The following is a 16,496-nucleotide window of genomic DNA, read 5'->3' as shown; positions in this document are numbered from 1 at the left end:
AACTGACCGATTGGACGGTTATCAATGTCTGCCCGATCCCTGCCGCTTGTCAAGTACGGGGTTTCGCGATCGGCCGGCTGGCGTTACCCTATTTCCTGAACATTCGGTTGGTAATTGGAGGTCGGTGCGGATGGCTCCGGTGGCAGGCAGCTACGTGCGAGGCGGATGGCACGTCCCCGCGGACGGCACGCCGGTGCGCGACGCGGCGACGGGGCAGGAGGTCGCGCGCATCTCCTCGGCGGGCCTCGATATGGGCGCGGTGCTCGACTACGGGCGCCGGGTCGGCGGCCCCGCGCTGCGCGAGCTGACCTTCCACCAGCGGGCCGCCCTGCTCAAGGCGCTCGGCAGCCACCTGCGCGAGCACCGCGATGAGCTCTACGCCCTTTCCGCGCGCACCGGGGCGACCCTCGGGGATTCCAAGTTCGACATCGACGGCGGGATCGGTGTATTGCTCGGCTACGCCAGCAAGACCAAGCGGGAGCTGCCGAACGACATCGTCTATCTGGACGGCGGGATCGAACCACTCTCCAAGGGCGGCACCTTCCTCGGCCAGCACATCGCCACCTCGCTGCCCGGGGTCGCGGTACAGATCAACGCCTTCAACTTCCCCGTCTGGGGCCCGCTGGAGAAACTGGCGCCCGCGTTCATCGCCGGGGTACCGAGCGTGATCAAACCCGCGAGTCAGACCGCCTATCTGACCGCGCGGCTGGTGGAACTGATCGTGGAATCCGGGATCCTGCCCGAGGGGGCCGTGCAGTTCATCTGCGGCGGTGCGGGCGATCTGCTCGACCACGTCACCGAACAGGACGTCGTCTCGTTCACCGGTTCCGCGGACACCGCACGGAAACTGCGCGCGCACCCGGCGATCGCCCGCGGCGCGGTGCGGTTCAACGCCGAGGCCGATTCGCTCAACTGCTCGATTCTGGGCCCGGACGCGCAGCCCGGCACACCCGAGTTCGACCTGTTCGTCAAGCAGCTGGTCACCGAGATGACCGTGAAGGCGGGCCAGAAATGCACCGCGATCCGGCGCGCCATCGTGCCCGCCGCGCTGATCGACGCGGTCGGAGAGGCGGCCGCCGAGCGACTGGGGCGGGTCACGGTCGGCAAACCGGATGCCGAAGGTGTGCGGATGGGGGCGCTGGCCAGCCTGGAGCAGCGCGAGGAAGTACGCCGTTCGCTCAAGGCACTGCTCGGCGCGGCCTACGTGGTGTACGGGGATCCGGAGTGGGCCGAGGTGACCGAAGGGGACGCCGAACAGGGGGCCTTCGTGTCTCCGGTGCTGTTGCGTGCCGAGGACACCGGGCGCGCCGAACCGCACGAGGTCGAGGCGTTCGGACCGGTCGCCACGCTGATCCCGTACGAGTCGGCCGAGGAGGCGATCGAGCTCGCCGCGCGCGGGCGGGGCAGCCTCGCGGGTTCGGTGGTCACCGGGGATCCGGCCTTCGCGGCCACCGTGGTGCGCGGCCTCGCGCCATGGCACGGGCGGGTGCTCGTGCTCGACGCCACCGACGCGCAGGAGTCCACCGGGCACGGTTCGCCGCTTCCCGCGCTGGTGCACGGCGGGCCCGGCCGCGCGGGCGGCGGCGAGGAGATGGGCGGGATCCGCGGCGTGCTGCACCACATGCAGCGCACCGCCGTGCAGGGTTCCCCGGATGTGCTCACCGCGGTCGGCGGGCAGTGGGTCCCCGGCGCGCAGCGGCAGGCCGACGGCCCGCACCCGTTCCGGAAATCCCTTGCCACGCTGCGGATCGGGGACTCGGTGGTCACCGCGCCGCGCACGGTGACCCGTGCGGATGTGGACCATTTCGCGGAGTTCACCGGGGACACCTTCTACGCGCACACCGATGAGGAAGCCGCGGCGGCCAACGAACTCTTCGGCGGGATCGTGGCGCACGGCTACCTCGTGGTCTCCTTCGCGGCGGGCCTGTTCGTTTCCCCGGAACCCGGTCCGGTGCTGGCCAACTACGGGCTGGAGAACCTGCGGTTCCTCACCCCGGTCAAGCCGGGCGACGCCCTCACCGTGACCCTGACGGCCAAGCGGATCACGCCCCGGGAGAACGCGGACTACGGCGAGGTCCGCTGGGATGTGGATGTCACCAACCAGAACGAGGAATCGGTGGCCAAATACGACCTGCTCACCCTGGTCAGCAAGGAGGCGGCGGAATGACGGAGGAACTCGAGCGGAGCTTCGAGGACACCATCGCCCGGGATCAGCGGCTGGAACCGCGCGACTGGGTCCCGGAGGGCTACCGCAAGACGATGATCCGCCAGATCTCCCAGCACGCGCACTCCGAGATCATCGGCATGCAGCCGGAGGCCAACTGGATCACCCGCGCGCCCTCCTTGCGGCGCAAGGCGATCCTGCTGGCGAAGGTGCAGGACGAGGCGGGGCACGGACTCTACCTGTACTCCGCGGCGGAAACCCTGGGCGTGGACCGCACCGAGCTGACCGAGAAGCTGATCAGCGGGGCGCAGAAGTACTCCTCGATCTTCAACTACCCGACGGTCACCTTCGCCGATGTCGGGGTGATCGGCTGGCTGGTGGACGGGGCGGCGATCTGCAACCAGGTGCCGTTGTGCCGCAGCAGTTACGGGCCCTACGCCCGCGGGATGATCCGGATCTGCAAGGAGGAGTCCTTTCACCAGCGCCAGGGTTACGAGCTGCTGATGACGATGATGCGCGGTACCGAGGCGCAACGGGAGATGGTGCAGGAGGCCACGAACCGGTGGTGGTGGCCCTCGCTGATGATGTTCGGCCCGCCGGACGCGGACTCCCCGAACACCGAGCAGTCCATGGCGTGGAAAATCAAGCGACACACCAATGACGAGCTACGCCAGCGGTTCGTGGACATGAGCGTTCCGCAGGCCGAGGCGCTCGGGGTCACCCTGCCCGATCCGGAACTGTCCTGGAACGCCGAGTGCGGGAGCTACGACTTCGGCGCCATCGACTGGAACGAGTTCAAGCAGATCCTCAAGGGCAACGGCCCGTGCAATGCCGAGCGGATCGCGAAGCGCCGCGCCGCGCACGAGGACGGGGCCTGGGTCCGGGAGGCCGCCGCGGCGCACGCCGCCAAGCAGCGTGATCGGGAAAGGAGCGCGGCATGAGTGAAGTGCGGAAGGACTGGCCGCTGTATGAGGTGTTCGTGCGCGGCAAGCGCGGCCTCAACCATGTGCACGTCGGTTCGCTGCACGCGGCGGACGACCGGATGGCGCTGCGCAACGCGCGGGATCTCTACACGAGGCGCAACGAGGGCGTGAGCATCTGGGTGGTCGCCGCCGCGGACATCACCGCCTCCAGCCCGGACGAGAAGGACCCGTTCTTCGCGCCGAGCGGGGACAAGGTCTATCGGCACCCGACCTTCTACGAGATCCCCGACAACGTCCCCCACATGTAGAGGCGGCCATGTGCCGCGAAATCGCCGACCGGGCGAGCATCGTAGCGAGCCCCGCGTGCGAGGAGCGCGGCGCGGGAGAAGGTGAGCCATGAGTTTCGACAATGCCTACGAGGCACTCGCGGAGGCGCAGGACGATGCGCGCTGGGCGTTCGGCACTAAGCCCGAGGGCGCGGGGGTGTCCCCCGAGCAGCGCCGCGACGACCCGCTGTCCGGTGTGGACACCAGCGTGCCGTCCGATGTGGACGGTGCCGCCCTTGCCGCCTACTGCCTGATGCTCGGCGATGACGCGCTGATCGCCTCGCACCGGTTGCAGCAGTGGTGCACCAGGGCACCCGAGCTCGAGGACGAGGTCGCGATCGCCAATATCGGCCTCGATTTGCTCGGTCAGGCGCGGCTGCTGCTGACACGGGCTGGCCGGGCGGACGGATCCGGTCGTGGCGAGGACGAGTACGCGTTCTTCCGCGCCGAGCCCGAGTTCCGCAATGTCCGGCTCACCGAGCACGCGCACGGGGACTTCGCCGAACTGCTCGCCACGGTGCTGGTGTTCGGCACCTGGCGGCTCGCGGTCATGCAGCGGCTGCGGGAATCGCGCGATCCGGTGCTCGCGTCCATCGCGGCGAAAGCGGTGCCCGAGCTGACCTATCACCGGGAGTACGCCGCGGACTGGGTGGTCCGGCTCGGCGATGGCACCGAGCTCTCGCACGGGCGGATGCAGGGCGCACTGGACGGGATATGGCCACTGGTCGGGGAGTTGTTCGCCACCCATGAGGTGGAGCGCGCGCTCGCGGGGGTCGCGGTGGATCCCGCCGAGACCCGCAGAGAGTTCGATGCGGTGCTGTCGCAGGTCTTCGAGGCCGCGGGACTGCGCCTTCCGGAGCGCGCGCCGCTGGCCGGGGTGGCCGGGCGCACCGGCCGGGACGGGTTGCACACCGAGGCCATGGGCTACGTGCTCGCCGAACTGCAGAGCGTGGCACGCGCACATCCGGAGGCGAGCTGGTGAGCACCGTGACCCCGCTGCGCGGCGCCTACGCGATCGCCGCCACCGTGACCGATCCCGAGCTGCCGATGCTCACCCTCGCCGATCTCGGCGTGCTGCGTGATGTGTCCGAATGCGACGGACGGGTGATCGTGTCCATCACGCCGACCTACAGCGGCTGCCCGGCGATGGACACGATGCGCGACGATCTGGTGCATGCCTTGCGTGCGGCGGGTTTCGCCGAGGTCCAGGTGCGCACCGTTCTCGATCCGCCGTGGAGCAGCGACTGGATCAGCGCCGAGGGCAAGCGCAGGCTCGCCGAGGCCGGGATCGCCCCGCCTGGCCAGGCGCCGACCAGGTCCGGTGGACCGGTTCCGCTCACCCTCGGCGCCCCGGTGCGCGCGGTGCGCTGTCCCTACTGCGGCGGGCCGGAAACCGAGCAGCTGTCCCGGTTCGGCGCGACCGCGTGCAAAGCGCTCTACCGCTGCCACAGCTGTGTCGAACCGTTCGAGTACTTCAAGGAGTTCTGATGGGCAGGGAGTTCAATCAGCTCAAGGTCGCGAGCATCGATCGGCTGTGCGGGGACGCGGCCGCGGTGACCTTCGAGGTGCCCGAGGAACTGACCGAGACCTACACCTTCCGCGCAGGCCAGTCGCTGACCCTGCGGCGCACCGTGGCAGGCCGCGAGGAACGGCGCTCCTACTCGATCTGCGCGCCCGCCGGATCCGCACCGCGCATCGGCGTGCGCGAAGTGCCCGAGGGGCTGTTCTCCACCTGGCTGGTCAACGAGGTGCGCCCAGGCGAGCAGATCGAGGTGGGCGCGCCGACCGGGAGGTTCACCCCGGATCTGGCCAGCCCCGGCCATCACGTGCTGATCGCGGCGGGTTCCGGAATCACACCGGTGCTCTCCATCGCCGCGACGGTGCTGCGAGACCCGGAGAGCACGGTCACCCTGCTCTACGGCAACCGGCGCGCCGAGACGGTGATGTTCGCCGATGAACTGGCCGACCTCAAGGACCGTTATCCGGCTCGGCTCGAACTGATGCACGTGCTGTCCAGGGAACCCCGCGAGGCGGAACTGTTCACCGGGCGCCTCGATGCCGCGAAGCTGCGCGAACTGCTCGCGATCATCCCAGCCGAGGTGGACCACTGGTGGCTGTGCGGCCCGTTCGAGATGGTCACCGAGGCGCGGGCGCTGCTGCTGGAAACCGGGGCGACCAAGGAACGGATCCATCAGGAACTGTTCTATGTGGACGCCGAACCGCCCGCCCCGGTGCGGCACGAGGAACCGAAACCGGACGGGGCACAGAGCGAGGTGACCGTGCTGCTGGACGGGCGCGCCACCGCCGCACCGATCGGGTACGACAGCCCGATCCTGGACGGTGCCCAGCGCGCCCGGCCGGATCTGCCGTTCGCCTGCAAGGGCGGGGTGTGCGGCACCTGTCGCGCGAAGGTCACCGAGGGCAAGGTGGATATGCGGCGCAATTTCGCGCTGGAGGAGGCGGAGGTCGACCAGGGTTTCGTGCTCACCTGCCAGTCGCTTCCGGTTTCCGAGCGGATCACCGTGGACTTCGACGCCTGAGAACTGTCAACGGCAAGGAAAACCTGGAAACCAGCCTAGAATCGGGACCATGACTGCCGATTTCCCGCTCGAGCCGCACCAGGACCCGACCCCGGCCGACCGGCGTGCCGCTATTCTCGCCGATCCCGGTTTCGGGGCGTACTTCACCGATCACATGGCGGTCGCCACCTGGACCGCGGACACGGGCTGGCACGACCGGCGGGTGACCGCACTCGCCCCGTTCAGCCTGCACCCCGCGGCGGGGGTACTGCACTACGCGCAGGAGATCTTCGAGGGGCTCAAGGCCTACCGGCACGAGGACGGCGGGATCCGGTTGTTTCGTCCGTGGCGCAATGCCCGCCGGTTTGCCGATTCGGCGCGACGGCTGGCCCTTCCGCCGCTCGACGAGACGGATTTCGTGCGCAGCCTCGAGGCGCTGGTGCGCGCGGACGCGGACTGGGTGCCCGCGGGCGAGGGGGAGCAGAGCCTGTATCTGCGCCCGTATCTGTTCGCCAGCGAGGCTTTCCTCGGCGTCCGCTCGGCCACCGAGGCGCGCTACGCGGTGATCGCCAGCCCCTCGAGCGGCTACTTCTCCGGCGATTCCGGGGTGAAGCTGTGGATCACCGAAGAGTACACCCGCGCGGGCAAGGGCGGCACCGGGGCGGCCAAGTGCGGCGGCAACTACGCGGGAAGCCTTGCCGCGCAACAGGAAGCCCGGGAACACGGCTGCGATCAGGTGCTCTACCTGGACGCGGCGGACCGGAGCAGGCTCGAGGAATCCGGGACCATGAACATCTTCCTGGTCACCTCGGACCGCAAGCTGGTGACCCCGGAACTCGGCACCATCCTCGAAGGCGTCACCAGGGCGAGCCTGCTCGCGCTCGCCGAGGAGCACGGGCTCACCCCGGTCGAGCGGGCCATCGGGCTCGCCGAGCTGCGCACGGGTTGCCGCGAGGGCACCGTCACGGAGGTGTTCGCGGCCGGAACCGCGGCGGTGGTCACCCCGATCACCGGGTTCCGGGGCCGGGAAGGGGAATTCACCGTGGGCGCCGGTGCTCCGGGCAAGATCACGCTCGGCCTGCGCGAGCATCTGCTCGACATCCAGTACGGCCGCGCCGAGGACCCGGACGACTGGCTGCACCCGGTCCCATGAGCCCTACAGTCCGACGCCCCCGCTGACATCGAGCTTGGTCCCGGTGATCCAGCGTGCCTCGTCGGAGGCGAGGAAGGCGACCGCGTCGGCGATGTCCGGCACCTGACCGATCCGGCCGAGCGCGGTCCTGCTGACGTTGCGCTCGACGTGTGCCGGGTCGGCGAGCACCTCGGCGGTCATATCGGTGTCGGTATAGCCCACTCCCACGGCGTTCACGGTGATTCGCCGCGGACCGAGGTATTTGGCCAGCGCATGGCTGAATACATCCAGCGCGCCCTTGCTGAGCGGATAACCGATGCTGTCCCCGGAGGAGGCCACCCGGGTGGAGACCGAGGAGATGTTGATGATCCGGCCGCCCTCGCGCAACCGGGGCAGCAGCCGCTGGGTCAGGAAGAACGGGGCCTTGACGTTGACCGCGATCATCCGGTCGAATTCCTCGGGCGTCAGCACCTCGATCGAGCGGCCCATGAAGTTGAGCCCCGCGTTGTGCACCAGGATGTCGATCGTGGATTCGCCGTGCGCCTCGAGCCCGGCGACGAGTCCGGCCATGAGTGTGTCCATATCGCCGGGCACGCCCAGTTCCGCACCGACGATGAAGGCCCGGCCACCCGCCGCGGAGATGAGCGCGGCGGTCTCCTTGGCGGCCGCCTCGTTGTTGCCGTAGTGCACGCCGACCAGGGCGCCGTCCCTGGCCAGGCGTTCGGCGATCCCTCGCCCGATTCCCCGGCTGCTACCGGTGACCAATGCGATCTTGCCACTGAGGCTCCCCATACCCACTCCTTGATCGCGCCGCGGAGTCCGCCTTTCCGGCCGTCGACTATATCCCGAATCTCCTCTTTTAGGTTAGCCTTGCCTAATTTGCCGGTCCAGTACCGCGGCCGTGGCCAGCCATCCCGCCCGGGCACTGGGATAGCGCGGCGCCCAGCCGGTCTCCGCACGGAAGGCGGTGTTGCTGACCCGCAGTGAGCGGGTCAGCGAGGTCAGCCGGGAACCAAGCAGCAGCCCGGCACGTCCCGGACCGCGCAGCAGCGGGGTGCGACCGGCAGCGGTGGTGAGCGCCGCCAGCTGTTCGCGCTGGGTCAGTGGTTCGTCGTCGACCACGTTGAACGGCCCCGCCGGTGCCGTCAGCGCGGCGACGACGGCCCGTGCCGCATCGGTGAGATGGATGAGCGAGACGTAGTTCCCCGGCGGCCCGAACCGCACCCCGATCCGCTTCCGTGCCAGGGCATAGAGCTGTTCGGCGTGCGCGGCGCCCGGTCCGTAGAACAGTCCGAGGCGCAGCACGGTTCCGATGCCGCCGGCCGCGGTGAACCGGCGCGCGCTCGCCTCGGCGGCCAGGTTCCCCCGGGTCTGCGGGTACTCGTCCAGCGGCCAGTCCTCGTGGATCCAGGTGCTCCCGCCCGGCCGGTACAGCATCGCGACCGATTCCTGGACGAGCCTGCCGACACCCGCCGCGAGCGCCGCCTCGGTCACGGCGGCCGAGCCCTCGGTGCGTACCCGTTCGGTCTCCCACCAGGCGCCATAGAGCGGGAAACGCAGCGTGCTCGGCATCGCGGAGGCGAGGTTGACCACCGCGTCCATACCGGTGAACACCGCGGTGAGGGCGCGGGCGTCGAACAGCGAGACCGATACCGGGCGTGCGCCATGCCCGGCGAGTACCGCGGCCTTCTGCCCGGACCTGGCCAGCGCGGTCACCTCGTGACCGGCGTGCACCAGCGCGGGGACGGCATGACCGCCGATAGCCCCGGTCGCCCCGGTCACGAACACGCGCACCGTTTCAGCTATACCGCTGAAACGGCCGCTGCGCTATCGGCCGGGCGAGCCATTCCTGCGGCGGATCCGGTAACCGTACGGGTTCACCGGACCAGCGCGGTCACCACGACCCGGTCCTGTGCGCCGACACAGATGCGCGCACCTCCACATCAGGGTGTCGCTCATGACCGGCTCCGCAACGGCGGGATCGCGGGAACCTCGATGGCCGCGGCGAGCTCCTCCGCGGTGAGCCGGAACCGCTCGGGATACTGGTCCGGATCGGTGCTGCGCGGGCTGTACCCACAGCGGGCGCGGCAGTACACCTCCCCGGCCCCGGGAACGGGGGAGACGGCGAGCCGTTCGATCTTCTGCTCCGCTTGTTCGCGATCCCGGCCGGCTGGGAACCGGGATCGAGGGAGAGCACCGGGAGATCCGGGATGTTCACCGGATCGCCTGCCGGGCTCATCTTCGTGGACCACGCCCACATTGCCTCCGGCAGATCGAAGGTCGACCATGACGACGGTCTTGATGCAAGTGCTCGCCGACGGCGTGGACGAAGTATTGCTGTCCCGGCTGAGTTCCGAGGAGCGCGAGCAGCTGCGCGAACTGCTCGGCAGGGCGGCGGGCGGCGGAACCGCCTGGACCGGGCCGCCTAAACTGGGGCGATGATTTTCATCGTGGTCAAATTCCGGGTCAAGGCCGAGTACGCGGACACTTGGCTGGACAGCGTGGACGCGTTCACCAAGGCCACCCGGGCGGAATCGGGCAACCTGTGGTTCGAGTGGTCGCGCAGCGTCGAGGAGGAGAACACCTTCGTGCTCGTCGAGGCCTTCGCCGACGATGCGGCCGAGGCGCACGTGAACTCGCAGCACTTCCGGGCGGGCCTGGAGACCATGCGCCCCATGGTGCGCCGGACCCCGGACATCGTCAGCACCAAGATCGAGGGCGCGACGTGGTGGAGCGAGATGGGCGAGCTCAAGATCGACTGAGGTCCTCCGCGCTGGGGTGCACGCCGGGGACATAGCCCCCGCGCAGAGCTTGCACGGTGAGCAGCGGGGTGAGAACGGGGACCTCGGCGGGTGCCAGGGAATCGGTGCGCCGTTCCCGGTAGCCGCCGAGGCTCCAGCGCAGCACGCCACCGTGCCAGCGCAGCCAGGGCGAACCCTGCCAGTCGAACACCGCCCCCTCGGGCAGTTCGGCGAAGACCATCGGCCGGGTGCGTCGGGTGCCCTGTGCGGTCATCCGGTCCGCGGCGAGGCGCTGGTCGATCCGTGCGGCCGCGGTGATGCCCACAGCGCGCTTGAACCGGTCGAGGTCGCGGTTGCGGCATTCGGCGCACGGCCGGTGTCCCGCGGCCAGCGCGGTGACCTCGTCCAGGAAGAACAGCTCGGTATAGGAACGCGGCCCCATGACGGTGCGCCGCCGCCCCTTGAACTCGAGCAGGCAGATGAGCCAGTTCCGGGTGCGGTGGGTCCGGACGAGTTCGCGATCGCCATCGGAGGTGATCCGGTGCAGCCGGCCACGGTTGCCGAGCAGGGTGCCGCGTTCCGGGGCGCGCAGGATCTCCCCGTACGGCGTGACCCGGTTAGGCAGCGGCATGGTGCACACCTCGCTCCAGCTCGGGTGGACCGGATCAGCGTGGCAGCACCGGCGGGTGGCGTGCTGGCGGGAATCGGACGGTACCGTTGCGGCCCGGAGGATCAAGCGAGGAGGAAAGAGTGCGGGTTCCGGTCATCGTGGTAGCCGGGTTCCTCGGCTCCGGCAAGACGAGCCTGCTCAATCACGTGCTGCACAACAGGAACGGGGTGCGGGTCGGGGTCGTGGTGAACGACTTCGGCGCGATCAACATCGACGCCATGGCGATCTCGGCCCAGGTGGACACCATGGTCTCGTTCGGCAACGGCTGTCTGTGCTGCGCGATCGACACCGAGGACATGGGCGACACGCTCGCCGGGCTCGCGGAGGCGGATGTCGACGTGGTGCTCGTGGAACCGAGCGGGCTCGCCGAACCGCAGGCCGTGGTGCGCCTGGTGTTGGCGAACGCGGGGGAGCGGCTGGAGTACGGCGGCATGCTCGAGGTGGTGGACGCCGCCGAATTCGAATGGGTCGCCGAGCAGAACCCGGACCTGGAACGGCATCTGGCGTTCGCGGATCTCGTGGTGCTGAACAAGATCGACCTCGCCGACGAGGCCACGCTGCACCGGGTGCGGGAGCGGATCGGCACCGCGGTGCCGATCGTGGAGACCGTGGGCGGCGCGCTCGATCCGCAGCTGCTGTTCGACCGCAGCGCTGAGACCGGTCCGCGGCAGTTGTCCTTCGACGAGCTCGAGGGACCGGACTCGCACGCGGGACATGCGCACGAGACCTACGAATCGGTGTCCTTCCACGCCGAAGAACCGCTCGATCCCGTGCTGCTGATGGAATTCCTGCGCGACCGGCCGCCGGAGCTGTTCCGGGTCAAGGGATACACCTACTTCGACGTGCCCGGATACCCGGACCGGTTCGGTCTGCAGACCGTCGGGCGGCATCTGCGGTTCCGCCGGGAGCCGTGGCCGCGCGGACAACAGCGCGCGACCGATCTGGTGCTGATCGGCCGCGCGCTGGATGCGGGGGACATCGAGAAACGGCTGCGCGGATGCCTCGCCGAGGACCCGCGCACCGAGAAGGATCTGCTGGATGTGTTGCGGTACGCGCACTGAGGGCGCGTACCGCAACACGATCGCTCAGTCCGCGTGGCTCAGCGTGAGCTCCACGTCGTCGCGCCCGGTTCCGGTGAGGGTCACCGCATTGGAGGCCGGCGGGTAGCCGCTGGCCACGATGGTGTAGCTGCCTCCGGGAAGGTCGGCGAAGGCGAAGCCGCCGTCCTCGCCGGTCCGGTACCGATTCACCAGGCTGCCCGCCTCGTCCAGCAGTGCGACGTGCGCATCGTGCAGCGGGGCACCGCCGGCATCGCGTACCGTGCCGTGCAACCGCGTGGCATCGCGCAGTTCCACATCCCGGTTGGTCGGCTCACCGGCCGCCACGGTGACCGGTCCCGCCGTCGGCTGGTAGCCGTCCGCGGTCACCGTCAGCGTGTAGATGCCGGGCACGAGCTCGGTGTGCCGGTAGCCGCCGTCAGTCGCGGTGAGCGCGGACCCGGAAACGGTGCCCTGCTCATCGGTGACCACGGTCAGCGCACCGGCGATCGGCCCCGAACGGTCCACCACCCTGCCCTCGAGCTCACCGGTGTTCTCGCTGAGCAGGATGTCGAAGGCGTGCGGGGTGGTGCCCACCGTGAGCGGGGTGACCCTCGGCTCGTGGCCTTGCGAGGCGCCGAGCAGCACGTAGTTCCCGCTGGTCGGCGCGAGCACCGCGTACCGCCCGTTCTGGTCGGCGGTGATGCGGTCGATCTGGCGCCCGGCCTGGTCGATGAGCGTGACCACCGCACCGGCGGCCGGCTCCTGCCTGCCGCGCAATACCTTGCCGTGCACCGAAACCCCGCTGCCATTGGTCTCCGCGCGCAGTGCGTGCTTCGGCTCCACGACGTCGGCCGGGACCTCCTGCGTGGTCTCCTGTTCCTTCTTGCGCTGGCCGTAGGGGCGGCCCTTGCGGTAGATCAGCACCGCGATGAGCAGCCCGGCAGCGAAGAAGCCCGCGGCCCACCAGTACGCGTAGGCGTAGCTGTGCAGTCCGGCCTGTACGGCGACATCGGGATCGGTGCGATGCTCGGCGAAATAGTCCACCGCCGCCGTGGCCGCCATCGTGTTGAACAGCGCGGTACCGATGGAACCGCCGACCTGCTGCATGGTGTTCACCATCGCGGAGGCGACACCCTGGTCGTGGCTGGCGACCCCGAGCGTGGCCAGGCTCATCGCGACCGGCATGACCAGTGCGAGGCCCGCCCCGAGCATCAGCAGCGAGGGCAGCACGTGCGCGGCATAGGAACTGTCCGGGCCGAGACCGGTCAGCAGCACGAGCGCACCCGCGGCCAGCGCCATCCCCACCGGGACCGTGGCCTTCGGGCCCACGTAGGGCACGAGCACGTTCGTGGACAGCTGCGAGACCAGCATCATCATGCCGACCATGGGCAGGAAACCGAGCCCGGTCTGGATCGGCGTGTAGTGCAGCGTGGTCTGCAGGTAGTAGGTCAGGAACAGGAACACCCCGAACATGCCCGCACCCGAGATGAACACGCTCAGGTAGGACCCCGCCCGGTTGCGATCACCGAGAATGCGCAGCGGCAGCAGTGGATGAGCCGCACGGGTCTCCCAGAACGCGAACAGGGCGATCAGTACCGCGCCCCCGGCGAGGAACGCCCAGCACATCGGGTCGCTCCAGTCGTAGGTCTCCGCGTTGGAGAACCCGAACACCAGGGAGAACAGCCCCGCGGCGACGAGACCGGTGCCGAGCAGGTCCAGCTTCGGTCGATCGACCGGGGTCTGGCGGCGGATGAACACCAGCGCACCGAGAATGGCGACCACCGCGATCACGCAGTTCACGTACATCGTCCAGCGCCAGTCCAGGTGCTCGGTGAGCACCCCGCCGAGCAGCAGCCCGATCGCGCCACCGGAACCGGCGATCGCACCGAACACACCGAACGCGCGGCCGCGTTCCTTCGGATCGGTGAACGTGGTGGTGAGCAGGGACAGTGCGGACGGAGCGAGCAGGGCGCCGAACATTCCCTGCAGCGCGCGGGCGATCACCAGCATGGTGAACCCGTTCGCGGCACCACCGAGCGCGGAGACCACGCCGAAACCGATGATGCCGATGATGAAGGTGTTGCGCCGCCCGAACAGATCCGCGAGCCGCCCGCCGAGCAGCAGCAGGCTGCCGAAAGCGAGCGAGTACGCGGTCACGATCCAGGTGCGCGCGTCATTGGTGAAGCCGAGGTCGTGCTGTGCCGAGGGGAGCGCGATGTTCACGATCGTCGCGTCGAGCACCACCATCAGCTGGGCGAGCCCGATCACCGCGAGCGCCCACCAGCGGCTCGGCGTGTGTTTGCGCGTACCGGGCGCTCTGCTGCCCGGCGGCGCGTGTTCCATGGTCGTAGCAGACATACGGGTCCTCCGGTTCGATGTCTGGCGCTTCATCGCGCCGGTGGTTCTCAGTTCCGCGTGAGCGCGGGCAGCACCACGTCGTCCACGTAGCGCCGCAGGTAGGCGGTGTCGGGTTCGCGGCCCTCGATGAACGGGCGGGTGAACACGGCGCCGAAAAGCAGATGTGGCAGATAGTCGTTGGCCTTCGCCCCCTCGGTGAGCTCGCCGCGTGCCACCGCGTGGTCCACCACCGAGCGGATGACCCCCAGCTCGGGTTCGAAGATGGTTTCGCGCATCGCGTCCCGCAGGTCCGCGCAGTCGCGCATCGCGGGCGAGATCGCCCGGACGACCGCGAGGTCCTTTTTCGCCTTGGCCTTGGCGAACCGGCTCGCGATCACGTGCAGATCACCGCGCAGTGAGCCGGTGTCCTTGTAGGACAACAGTTCCCCGCGCTTGCTGTGCCGTACCGCCTGGGCGACCAGCTGCGGTTTACCGCTCCACTGCCGGTAGAGCGTCGCCTTGCTGCACCGGCAGCGCGCGGCCACCGCGTCCATGGTCAGCTGCTCGTAACCGATCTCGCAGAGTTCGGCGAGCACGGCCTCGTAGAGCTCGGCCTCGCGTTCCGGAGTCAGCCGGGTCTTGCGTGCGGTCTTGCTTTCCACGGCTGCTCCCTTCGCCCCTAACGAACCGAAACGGTTTCGTACACTTGACTACGCTACGCCCGCCCCTATCGAAACTCAACCGTTTCGGTGTGCGTCCTGCGTCACCATGACCCCGGCCGCGCGCAACTCGGCGACCGAGGCGGCGTCCCCGTCCGGATGTGCGTGCACGAAAGCGGTCGCCTCGAGCGGCACGGTGACCGGGTAACCGAGGCGCAGCGCATCCCTGGCGGTGGCGGCGACGCAGACGTCCGCGGCGATACCGGCCACGGTGACCGCATCCGGCCGGAACTGGGTCAGCGCCCCGAGCAGTGGACCGAGGGCCCCTCGGCGCACGGCTGCTGCGGTTCGAGCACCGGAGCGAGCAGGAACGCGGAGAAATTACCCCGGTTGCCCGGCCCCTTCTCGAACACCTCGCCGCGCACATCCAGTTCCGGATGCAGCAGGGTCCGCCCCCGCGGATCGCCCTCGGGCAGGTCCACCGGCGCGTAGTCCCGGCTGTAGAACACCGGATCACCTCGCGCGACCGCACCCGCGATCTGCTCGTTCACCGCGTACACGATCTTGGGAAATTCTCCCGACACGAGCTCGACGAACAGGTTCTGCATGTCCACCACGATCAGCGCATTGGTCATGCTGCCGACGATAGAACCTCAAGTATGGTTGAGTTCAACTCAATTCCTGGGACATTCCGTTTTCCACCGTGTTCGCCTAGGATCTCCGGAGACTCTTCGGACTGCGTTTGGGGTGCGGAAATGCGTCGATTTCGGTATCTGGCCGCGGTGTTCGGTGCGCTTCTGGTCGCCGGTGGTGGTGCGAGCGCGGCACCCATGCCCGCGCAGTCCTGGAGCGCGGGATGGGCGGTCCCGGACAGTGCGCCGCTGCCCGCTTCGGTCGACAACGGATCCGCGAAGGGTTTCCGGAACGACACGATCCGTCAGGTGATCCGGGTCGATGCGGGCGGACCACAGGTCCGGGTGCGGTTGTCCAACCGATACGGCACCACGCCGCTTCGGCTGACCGGGGCGAGTATCGGGTACGCCGGTAAGGCGGGAGCGGTGACCGATCCGCGCCCGCTCACCTTCGGCGGTTCCCGTTCCGCCGTGCTGCCGGAGGGTGCCCGGCTGCGCAGCGATCCGGCCACGATCCCGGTGCACCCGCTGGATTCCCTGACCGTGAACCTGTACTTCGCGGGAGCGACCGGACCGGCGACCAACCACCCGGAAGCGCGCGCCACCGGCTATCGCGCGAAGGGGGACCACACGGCGGACACCGGGGTCTCGGCGTTCACCGACCGCGGCACCTCCTGGTACTTCCTGGACGGGGTGGATGTGCGCACGGCCGGACAGCGGGCCGCGGTCGTGCCGTTCGGGGACTCGATCACCGATGGGACGAATTCGACGGTGGACGCCGACAACCGGTATCCGGACGAGCTCGCCGAACGGCTCAGGGCGGCGGGCAGTACCGACACCGTGCTCAATTCCGGGCTCAGCGGGAACCGGGTGCTGCACGATTCCCCGTGTTTCGGCGAGCGGGCGCTGGCCCGGTTCGGCCGTGATGTGCTCGACCGGCCGGGTGTCCGCAGCACCATCATCCTCGAGGGGATCAACGATATCGGGGCGAGCGCGCAGGCCTCGGAATGTCTCCTGCCGAACACGAGGGTCACCGCGCGGCAGCTGATCGCGGGATACCAGCGGCTCATCCATGCGGCACGGGCACGCGGAATCACGGTGCTCGGTGCGACGCTGCTCCCGTTCCAGGGGGCGGACTACTACAGCCCGCAGGGCGAACTCGTCCGGGAACGGGTCAACGACTGGATCCGGCATTCCGGCGCCTATGACGCGGTGGCCGACTTCGACCGGGTGATGCGCGATCCCGCGCATCCGGGGAAGCTGAATCCCGCCTATGACAGTGGGGACGCGCTGCACCCGAACGATCGCGGCTATCGCGTGATGGCCGGGGCGATCGATCTCGGAAAGCTGTGA

At 69.1% G+C, this 16,496-nt stretch carries 19 protein-coding genes; 11 read left to right on the top strand and 8 right to left on the bottom strand.

Annotation, left to right across the window (positions count from 1 at the left end; all coding sequences use genetic code 11):
* The first annotated feature begins 130 nt into the window (after positions 1-130).
* From paaZ to A37U_RS0138815, 7 genes are all read left to right on the top strand, one after another.
* Complete coding sequence (gene paaZ, locus A37U_RS0138845) at positions 131-2,167, top strand: phenylacetic acid degradation bifunctional protein PaaZ (RefSeq protein WP_020502053.1); 2,037 nt, start codon at positions 131-133, stop codon at positions 2,165-2,167.
* Positions 2,164-3,105 (top strand): 1,2-phenylacetyl-CoA epoxidase subunit PaaA, encoded by a 942-nt coding sequence (gene paaA, locus A37U_RS0138840; protein ID WP_020502052.1) that lies wholly within the window; start codon positions 2,164-2,166, stop codon positions 3,103-3,105. Before paaZ ends, paaA begins: the two co-directional genes overlap by 4 nt.
* Positions 3,102-3,395: a 1,2-phenylacetyl-CoA epoxidase subunit PaaB gene (gene paaB, locus A37U_RS0138835; RefSeq protein ID WP_020502051.1), complete on the top strand. Its 294-nt coding sequence runs from the start codon at positions 3,102-3,104 to the stop codon at positions 3,393-3,395. Before paaA ends, paaB begins: the two co-directional genes overlap by 4 nt.
* 88 nt (positions 3,396-3,483) lie before the next feature.
* Entirely contained in the window at positions 3,484-4,395 is a 912-nt protein-coding gene (gene paaC, locus A37U_RS0138830) for a 1,2-phenylacetyl-CoA epoxidase subunit PaaC (protein ID WP_020502050.1), read from the top strand.
* Complete coding sequence (gene paaD / locus A37U_RS0138825) at positions 4,392-4,901, top strand: 1,2-phenylacetyl-CoA epoxidase subunit PaaD (protein ID WP_020502049.1); 510 nt, start codon at positions 4,392-4,394, stop codon at positions 4,899-4,901. The genes paaC and paaD overlap by 4 nt, the downstream gene beginning before the upstream one ends.
* Positions 4,901-5,953, top strand: a complete 1,053-nt coding sequence (gene paaE / locus A37U_RS0138820; RefSeq protein ID WP_020502048.1) for a 1,2-phenylacetyl-CoA epoxidase subunit PaaE — start codon at positions 4,901-4,903, stop codon at positions 5,951-5,953. The genes paaD and paaE overlap by 1 nt, the downstream gene beginning before the upstream one ends.
* Before the next feature lie 49 nt (positions 5,954-6,002).
* Positions 6,003-7,085, top strand: coding sequence for a branched-chain amino acid aminotransferase (locus tag A37U_RS0138815; protein WP_020502047.1), 1,083 nt, complete (start codon positions 6,003-6,005; stop codon positions 7,083-7,085).
* 3 nt (positions 7,086-7,088) lie between these two features.
* Here the strand turns inward: A37U_RS0138815 and A37U_RS0138810 are convergent, their stop codons facing one another.
* From A37U_RS0138810 to A37U_RS54260, 3 genes are all read right to left on the bottom strand, one after another.
* Positions 7,089-7,856 carry an SDR family NAD(P)-dependent oxidoreductase gene (locus tag A37U_RS0138810; protein ID WP_020502046.1) on the bottom strand — a complete coding sequence of 256 codons (768 nt, stop codon included), beginning with the start codon at positions 7,854-7,856 and terminating at the stop codon, positions 7,089-7,091.
* Between the two features lie 72 nt (positions 7,857-7,928).
* Positions 7,929-8,858, bottom strand: a complete 930-nt coding sequence (locus tag A37U_RS0138805; RefSeq protein WP_026198070.1) for an NAD-dependent epimerase/dehydratase family protein — start codon at positions 8,856-8,858, stop codon at positions 7,929-7,931.
* A 161-nt stretch (positions 8,859-9,019) separates the two neighbouring features.
* Positions 9,020-9,316: a non-oxidative hydroxyarylic acid decarboxylases subunit D gene (locus A37U_RS54260; RefSeq protein WP_240437813.1), complete on the bottom strand. Its 297-nt coding sequence runs from the start codon at positions 9,314-9,316 to the stop codon at positions 9,020-9,022.
* A gap of 34 nt (positions 9,317-9,350) precedes the next feature.
* On the opposite strand from A37U_RS54260, the gene A37U_RS52395 reads away from it, so the two are divergent.
* Together A37U_RS52395 and A37U_RS0138790 are read left to right on the top strand one after the other, a co-directional pair.
* Entirely contained in the window at positions 9,351-9,506 is a 156-nt protein-coding gene (locus tag A37U_RS52395; RefSeq protein WP_020502043.1) for a hypothetical protein, read from the top strand.
* Positions 9,503-9,826 (top strand): putative quinol monooxygenase, encoded by a 324-nt coding sequence (locus A37U_RS0138790; protein WP_020502042.1) that lies wholly within the window; start codon positions 9,503-9,505, stop codon positions 9,824-9,826. Before A37U_RS52395 ends, A37U_RS0138790 begins: the two co-directional genes overlap by 4 nt.
* Here A37U_RS0138790 and A37U_RS0138785 read toward each other — a convergent pair.
* The gene (locus A37U_RS0138785; protein ID WP_020502041.1) at positions 9,813-10,436 is read right to left on the bottom strand and encodes a hypothetical protein; all 624 of its coding nucleotides are present in this window, start codon (positions 10,434-10,436) and stop codon (positions 9,813-9,815) included. The two genes, A37U_RS0138790 and A37U_RS0138785, sit on opposite strands and share 14 nt — an antisense overlap.
* Before the next feature lie 119 nt (positions 10,437-10,555).
* On the opposite strand from A37U_RS0138785, the gene A37U_RS0138780 reads away from it, so the two are divergent.
* On the top strand, positions 10,556-11,536 hold the full coding sequence (locus tag A37U_RS0138780) for a CobW family GTP-binding protein (RefSeq protein ID WP_020502040.1): 981 nt from the start codon (positions 10,556-10,558) through the stop codon (positions 11,534-11,536).
* A gap of 24 nt (positions 11,537-11,560) precedes the next feature.
* Here A37U_RS0138780 and A37U_RS0138775 read toward each other — a convergent pair whose 3' ends face one another.
* From A37U_RS0138775 to A37U_RS53300, 4 genes are all read right to left on the bottom strand, one after another.
* The gene (locus A37U_RS0138775; protein ID WP_157183310.1) at positions 11,561-13,873 is read right to left on the bottom strand and encodes an MFS transporter; all 2,313 of its coding nucleotides are present in this window, start codon (positions 13,871-13,873) and stop codon (positions 11,561-11,563) included.
* Between the two features lie 47 nt (positions 13,874-13,920).
* Positions 13,921-14,514 carry a TetR/AcrR family transcriptional regulator gene (locus A37U_RS0138770; protein WP_020502038.1) on the bottom strand — a complete coding sequence of 198 codons (594 nt, stop codon included), beginning with the start codon at positions 14,512-14,514 and terminating at the stop codon, positions 13,921-13,923.
* A 75-nt stretch (positions 14,515-14,589) separates the two neighbouring features.
* Positions 14,590-14,847, bottom strand: coding sequence for a cysteine hydrolase family protein (locus A37U_RS53305; protein WP_020502037.1), 258 nt, complete (start codon positions 14,845-14,847; stop codon positions 14,590-14,592).
* The gene (locus A37U_RS53300; RefSeq protein ID WP_020502036.1) at positions 14,808-15,146 is read right to left on the bottom strand and encodes a cysteine hydrolase family protein; all 339 of its coding nucleotides are present in this window, start codon (positions 15,144-15,146) and stop codon (positions 14,808-14,810) included. The genes A37U_RS53305 and A37U_RS53300 overlap by 40 nt, the downstream gene beginning before the upstream one ends.
* 120 nt (positions 15,147-15,266) lie before the next feature.
* On the opposite strand from A37U_RS53300, the gene A37U_RS0138755 reads away from it, so the two are divergent.
* Positions 15,267-16,496, top strand: coding sequence for an SGNH/GDSL hydrolase family protein (locus A37U_RS0138755; protein ID WP_020502035.1), 1,230 nt, complete (start codon positions 15,267-15,269; stop codon positions 16,494-16,496).

The sequence above is a fragment of the Sciscionella marina DSM 45152 genome, assembly GCF_000379465.1.
Classification (GTDB): domain Bacteria; phylum Actinomycetota; class Actinomycetes; order Mycobacteriales; family Pseudonocardiaceae; genus Sciscionella; species Sciscionella marina.
Note: the sequence above shows the minus strand (reverse complement) of the source record. Positions and strands in the feature narration are given on the sequence as shown.

Bases quoted from the DNA above. Each gene is read 5' to 3' on its own strand.
- A37U_RS0138755 (WP_020502035.1), top strand. From the start codon at position 15,267: ATGCGTCGATTTCGGTATCTGGCCGCGGTGTTCGGTGCGCTTCTGGTC.
- A37U_RS0138785 (WP_020502041.1), bottom strand. From the start codon at position 10,436: ATGCCGCTGCCTAACCGGGTCACGCCGTACGGGGAGATCCTGCGCGCC.
- paaE (WP_020502048.1), top strand. From the start codon at position 4,901: ATGGGCAGGGAGTTCAATCAGCTCAAGGTCGCGAGCATCGATCGGCTG.
- paaC (WP_020502050.1), top strand. From the start codon at position 3,484: ATGAGTTTCGACAATGCCTACGAGGCACTCGCGGAGGCGCAGGACGAT.
- paaZ (WP_020502053.1), top strand. From the start codon at position 131: ATGGCTCCGGTGGCAGGCAGCTACGTGCGAGGCGGATGGCACGTCCCC.
- A37U_RS0138775 (WP_157183310.1), bottom strand. From the start codon at position 13,873: ATGTCTGCTACGACCATGGAACACGCGCCGCCGGGCAGCAGAGCGCCC.
- A37U_RS0138815 (WP_020502047.1), top strand. From the start codon at position 6,003: ATGACTGCCGATTTCCCGCTCGAGCCGCACCAGGACCCGACCCCGGCC.
- A37U_RS0138810 (WP_020502046.1), bottom strand. From the start codon at position 7,856: ATGGGGAGCCTCAGTGGCAAGATCGCATTGGTCACCGGTAGCAGCCGG.
- paaB (WP_020502051.1), top strand. From the start codon at position 3,102: ATGAGTGAAGTGCGGAAGGACTGGCCGCTGTATGAGGTGTTCGTGCGC.
- paaA (WP_020502052.1), top strand. From the start codon at position 2,164: ATGACGGAGGAACTCGAGCGGAGCTTCGAGGACACCATCGCCCGGGAT.
- A37U_RS53300 (WP_020502036.1), bottom strand. From the start codon at position 15,146: ATGACCAATGCGCTGATCGTGGTGGACATGCAGAACCTGTTCGTCGAG.
- A37U_RS52395 (WP_020502043.1), top strand. From the start codon at position 9,351: ATGACGACGGTCTTGATGCAAGTGCTCGCCGACGGCGTGGACGAAGTA.
- A37U_RS0138790 (WP_020502042.1), top strand. From the start codon at position 9,503: ATGATTTTCATCGTGGTCAAATTCCGGGTCAAGGCCGAGTACGCGGAC.